This window comes from Zarconia navalis LEGE 11467 (assembly GCF_015207075.1).
GTDB classification, from domain to species: domain Bacteria; phylum Cyanobacteriota; class Cyanobacteriia; order Cyanobacteriales; family Geitlerinemataceae; genus Zarconia; species Zarconia navalis.
On sequence record NZ_JADEXN010000374.1, the window covers coordinates 1 to 5,575 of the forward strand.

The 5,575-nt window shown below is 44.8% G+C and carries 5 protein-coding genes and 1 pseudogene; 2 read left to right on the forward strand and 4 right to left on the reverse strand.

Features of this window, described 5'->3' with window-relative positions; genetic code table 11:
- A partial coding sequence (locus IQ235_RS17325) for a hypothetical protein (protein ID WP_264322677.1) occupies window positions 1–220 on the reverse strand: 220 nt, incomplete at its 3' end.
- Between IQ235_RS17325 and IQ235_RS17330 the strand changes: the two genes are divergently transcribed.
- Window positions 219–854, forward strand: a complete 636-nt coding sequence (locus tag IQ235_RS17330; protein WP_264322678.1) for a hypothetical protein — start codon at window positions 219–221, stop codon at window positions 852–854. The genes IQ235_RS17325 and IQ235_RS17330 overlap by 2 nt on opposite strands.
- Here the strand turns inward: IQ235_RS17330 and IQ235_RS17335 are convergent.
- Window positions 851–2,227 (reverse strand): Sll1247 family protein, encoded by a 1,377-nt coding sequence (locus IQ235_RS17335; protein ID WP_264322679.1) that lies wholly within the window; start codon window positions 2,225–2,227, stop codon window positions 851–853. The genes IQ235_RS17330 and IQ235_RS17335 overlap by 4 nt on opposite strands.
- Before the next feature lie 969 nt (window positions 2,228–3,196).
- Between IQ235_RS17335 and IQ235_RS17340 the strand changes: the two genes are divergently transcribed.
- Window positions 3,197–3,658, forward strand: a complete 462-nt coding sequence (locus tag IQ235_RS17340) for an Hsp20/alpha crystallin family protein (RefSeq protein WP_264322680.1) — start codon at window positions 3,197–3,199, stop codon at window positions 3,656–3,658.
- Between the two features lie 128 nt (window positions 3,659–3,786).
- Here the strand turns inward: IQ235_RS17340 and IQ235_RS17345 are convergent, their stop codons facing one another.
- Window positions 3,787–4,485 carry a class I SAM-dependent methyltransferase gene (locus IQ235_RS17345; RefSeq protein WP_264322681.1) on the reverse strand — a complete coding sequence of 233 codons (699 nt, stop codon included), beginning with the start codon at window positions 4,483–4,485 and terminating at the stop codon, window positions 3,787–3,789.
- A gap of 66 nt (window positions 4,486–4,551) precedes the next feature.
- Window positions 4,552–5,575, reverse strand: a pseudogene (locus IQ235_RS17350) (hypothetical protein); the annotation flags it as partial.

Below are 5,575 nucleotides of genomic sequence, written 5' to 3' on the forward strand. Positions count from 1 at the left end.
AATGGACGATCGCATTCTGAACGACCCCAACTCGATCGTCTGACTTTGGGCGATCGGTTCTCGAAAAACTTAGTTTTTCGAGATTTTGACATCGGCCGGCGATCGCTGCTGGCACCGACCAACTGGCTTGACGAATGTAAGAAACATCGTAAAAATGAGACAGTGTCTGGGACAAACACACGCTTTTGAGCAAATCGATACCACTTCTGCGCTCGTTCATGAAAAACCTCAGTATTCTCGTACTTATTGGGTGGTTGACCCTCATCGGAGGTGTTCGCGCTCAGGAGGTTCCCACCCCAGGCAGCAGCAGCGACGATCGCGGCGAAATCGATCCCCAACTCGTGCCAGAACCCCCCTCAGATGGGCGTGCGGGCATCTGTGAGGAACTCCGCACGGATATGACCCCAGAAGATTTGGTTGCTTTAGCCGAAGATGCGGGACTCGAACTCACGGGCGAAGCCACCCCCGCCGGTGAAATTTTCCTGGAATGGTCAGACCCCGACACGGAAGAATTTCTTCGCGTCAGCTTTGTGGAAGGTGTCTTGGCAGAAATTTCCTGTTCGGTTCGGATTCAACTCCCTGCCCCCAGAACTCGAGAACCTCGCGAGAGTACTTGCGAGGAATTTGAATTGGGAATGAGTTTAGAGGATTTGGAAGAAAAAATCTCCGACGATCGCCTCGAAGCAACTAACCGTCGAGTGTCAGCTGGCGAATTCCTCTGGGAATGGGAGAATCCTCGAACTTCAGAGTCGATTCAAATTATCATCTCCAATGGAGAAGTGGTGAACGTATTCTGCACGCAACTGCCCCAACCCTTCGAATTTGAAGAACTCGATGGAGAGGTGCAAAATTAGCACGGTTTCCCACTCGCTTTTTCTCTGACCTTTCCACTAGCTGGGGTTGCCGCATCGGATTTCAGCCGTGCGAACAGTCGATAGGCATTGGGGTTGAAGCTACCCGCTCGGTTCGCATCGCCCGGTTTCACCTTCACCAGGGTATACTCTACATCCTCGGCATAAATCGCGCAGAGTATTTTGAATACCTCAAAAAACTGGATTGCCTCTTGACAGTCGGCTTCGGGCAAACCTTCGTAATATAGAATCAAGTCTGCAATGCACCGTTCTAAATGGGTGTGAGAATGAGGGTCAATGAAGACCAGTTTCAGGAGAACGAATGCTAGGGTGAGGGGATTGCCGCGAGACACGAGGAAGTGAAACAGTTGCGACGGTTCTCGATGATTTTCAGTCGTCAGCCATTCGATCGCCCGAGTGCAGGTTCTAAATCGTAAGGACTCATTGACAGTTGCTGTATTTTTTTCCCGATAGAGGGCATTTAATTTTCGGCTGAACTCCCAGGTGAGTTGTGTCGCCCAACCCTGCTTTTGGCAAGCACCGAAGAGGTACTGTTGCAAACCTGTCTTGAAGCTGGCATAACTCGCCCCCGTGGAGCGTTCGACAAACATCTGGGCAATTTTTGCCGAACTCATTCCTTGTTGTTTGACAACGATGGTCTTCATCAGACGCAGGATACTATCCCCAAAAATAGTGGGATTGGGGCAAGTTCGATCGTCGTATCCCACGGATTGGCAACGGGTGACGTACTTGGCTAGGGCAAATTTGAAGTGATCTTTGTGCTTCCCAGCGACGACTCTAGCTAACTCTCGCTGTTCTCCAGATTTATGGACGTTAAGTGACTGAGCGGCTAATTTATATGCCAGATAGCGATCGCTCCATTTGCCCTGCGGCAAATCTGGAGTTTCCGATGCCCGAGAACGAGCGGCAAACAACATCAATTCTTGGTATGCGGGACTTGCCACAAACCGCTTCAGCCAGGTTCGGACGCGTCGGAGAACGGGAGAAACACTGCTGCCTTTGATGGTGGGGTCGCCAAAGGATTGAACCAGTTGAGGAATAAATTGAGCCTGCCCGTTGAGTTCCCAGTAGTTCAAAATAATGTAGGACGATCGCTCGATCGTAGAAATGAAGTGCTGTTCTTGATTCCCTCGTACGATGTCTTGCAAGGCCTGCAATGCTTCTGCTCTTTTGGTATTGGCGTGGATGAACAGGTTTTTAAATTCACAGAGGACGTCTTCGGGAACCCAATCTCGAACGATATCTTGGAGATAGCGATGAATGATTTCTTGAGGCTGCAAGCGCCCTCGGCTATGGGACGGATGTAAAGAATCCAAACGAGCGACTTGCCCGAGTTGTAAATTTGTTGCGCCCATAGTCCTGTGTTCCCTAACGTGAAAGCTTGAAAAAGCGATCTCTACACTCAGCCAGTTTTATAACTTGGCTTTGAGTCTTCTACTTTATATATATGTCTGTCTTGCCAGACTTATGCAGTTTTTATCCCTCGATCGGGCTGTGTTTTGGAACTCTTTACAAAATCCAAACCAAATGGATAAAAAAGTAGAACGAAATCGTACAAGCCTTGGGAAGCAGATTAGTTTATTTGGGAGATGACGATCGAATGTCTTTCAAAAATAAATTCGCTATAGTCAGCCAGATCGTCGAGTCCTACACAATTGAGGACAATCTCTGTCGCTAACCATAAGGTCACTCTAACCAATAATTTTTTCCAGTTCACTGTTATTTGTGATGTAGATCTCTTCCGATCGCGATCGCGATCGCAATTGAGGAAAAATCGGTATTGAAGCGGGCGAGAGACCGTGACTGGAAATGAGTAAATCTGCTCTACGTTCATGGGAAGCACCTCCTTTTGCTCGATTATTTTTCTGACCGAATTTTATATTCGAGTGCTCTTATTAAATTCATAGGTTATTTCCGAGCGGGTTATGCAATCTGTTAGAGAGATCGACGATGGGAATATAGCGGAATCAGTGAAATTGTCAAGTTCGCCTCTCTTTGGAAATCTCCCCAACTCCAGTGATTCAGTTATCTGGCAGGGGAGATGAAGCATCTACTTAAAGTTTATGTAAATAATCGCGGACTCCCAACTCTAATCCTCAAGTCTGATTTGCCAAAGTTCTGCGATCGTCCGAACCGAACTCAACCGATATGGGTTTACCGAACTTTGTCTAACCCATTTTTAACCCAAATTCCCAACGAACGGTTATTTCGATAAATTTAGGGATAACAACCGAATCTAAACTCCTAAACTCGCACATTACTATAAGAATCACAGGCACAAAAAAAAGCCTGAGACAAACAACTATCGCGTAGGAAATACTCACATGACTTTAGTTCGTTGGAATCCCTGGACTGAAATTGATGCACTACAACGCCAATTCGATCGGATGTTCGATACTACTACTTCTTCCTTTCCCGTGGCATTGCGCGATTTGAATAACGCCGTCAAATTTCCAGCCGCCGAACTCACTCAAGCCGATGAAGCCCTTCATCTAAAGCTAGAGGTTCCTGGTATGGAACCCAACGATTTAGACATCGAAGTGACAGAAAATATGGTTTCAATTCGTGGCGAACGAAAAGAAGAAAGCCAAACCGAAGAAAATGGAAAAACTCATTCTGAGTTTCATTACGGTCAATTCCATCGCGTAATTCCGCTTCCCTCTCGAATAGAGAATACGAACGTAACGGCGGAATATAAAGACGGTATCTTACACTTAACGCTTCCTAAGACCACCGCAGAAAAGAACAAAGTCGTCAAAATTAAGCTAGATGAAGCGACTGCTTAATTGAACAACGTTTAAATTTGTGATTGCAGTATAGGCTAACATCCCAGCATTCGATCGAATGCTGGGCTTTTTTTTGAGAAGATGTTTTGATTTCAAACTCCCCACTTGGCGATCGAGCACATTTAATTTTAGTTTGGAGATCGGACTTGCAATAGACGATCGCCCCCTTTTTGAAACTCATAGCGAACTGACCGCACTTCTAATTGATAACCGCGTTTTTCTAACTCGATCGCGATCGGTTCGAATCTGGGTGAAAGTTTTCCCGAGATATCTAAGATCGGAAAAATTCGGACTTCGCGGGCAACCCGACATAGCTCTAAGATCGATTCCAGATGAAATTCTGCCGAGAGAAGATCTGAATAGGTAAATAAAAAATGGCTGCACAATGCCAAATCGAATTGACTGTCCCCGAAGGGTAAATGGGGTAACTCGGCGTTGACGTACCGTTCTCGATCGACTTCCCCAGAAGCATCCCCCTCAAAATCTGCCAGAAATGCCTGCATCGCCGCCATCCGCACCCGTCCCAGTTCTTCTGGAGAGGCGATATCTTGCCAAACATAGTCGTCGAGGCTGGCTTTGACTCCTTCAATCACCGCGCTATAAGTATCTTGAATGCGTTGATGGATTTCGGCGGCGGAAAACTGATAGATCGGATCGCAAGACACCACTGGATATCCGCGATCGCACATCCCGGCGTTGAAACTGGCAGGCCCTCCCCCACAGTCGAGAATAGACCTTTGCAAATCTGTCTCGGTGAGGGCAAATATCCGCAAATATTCGTCAAAGCTGCGTCCCCAAGGAATGACTTTCTCTAGCTGTAAACCCATCGTCTAAAATCTAGTGAAATACCGATCTTATCGCGCGTTTGGATGCGATACATTCATTCTTGATATCTAAACGTTGTATTGCGAACGCTTTTCAGCCAGTCCCAACGTCAACTGACCACTAGCCGTACAAGTTACGGTTCCAGCCCAATCTAGATATTGTTCTAGCACTCCAAGCTCTTTCGACACCGCCTTCAGGGATAATCGTCTCAAAATCTCGATCGTAATGGGTCTTTTCTCATCCCAGAAAATCATAGAACTCAAAAATTCTAATGACGGCTCTGATGTGACTAGCTCCAGTATAAATCTAGCTTCCTCTTCTGTATCAAAATATAAAAAGTTGACTGTATCATCAAAGACTACTACTTTTTCGTCAATAGAACCCACTAGATTAAAATTTAATTTTTTATAAAGTCCCGATATAGCAATTTTCCATTTTTTGAAAGTGTAATTTCCAATACCAAAAATAGAATATAGTGGCTTTTTTTTATAAATTGAGCTTTTTCGATTATTTAATAAATCGTCATACTTTAATAAGTACTGCCACGTTTTTGGTGCTTTTTTTTGAATTGATTTAGTTTCCTCACCTACATTTTTCTGAGTCACTAAAGCCAGCTTACGACAAGATCTAACTCGACTATTTCCTATATCTGAGCTTTTTAGCAGCGGATATAAATACTCCTCTTCTAAAAAACATTTTTCGCCTAATCCATTTTTAAAAGCATTATCGATTCGCTCTAACTCCATAACTTTAGAACAGTCATGCTTGACTCCAGAACGCCATATATATTTTAGATCTTGACCGGCTAGATGCTTCCATTTCTCATACGCGCTTGTATCGCGAATTATCCAGCCATCTCTCTGGCCGATAATATATGATGGCTTGTTCGACTCTAACTCATCGTAAACTTGACAATTCGGATTATTTGTATTAGTAGATAAAACAAAAAAGCAAGCTTTTACCGAAGCTCCGAAGTAAGCTTTTGCATCGATATAGTATATAGAACTAGAAAAGCTATTTGCTTGCTTTTTACTAATTTGTCGTATGACTTTGCGAGCCACTGAATATTTATACAAAATTGCGATCGTACCC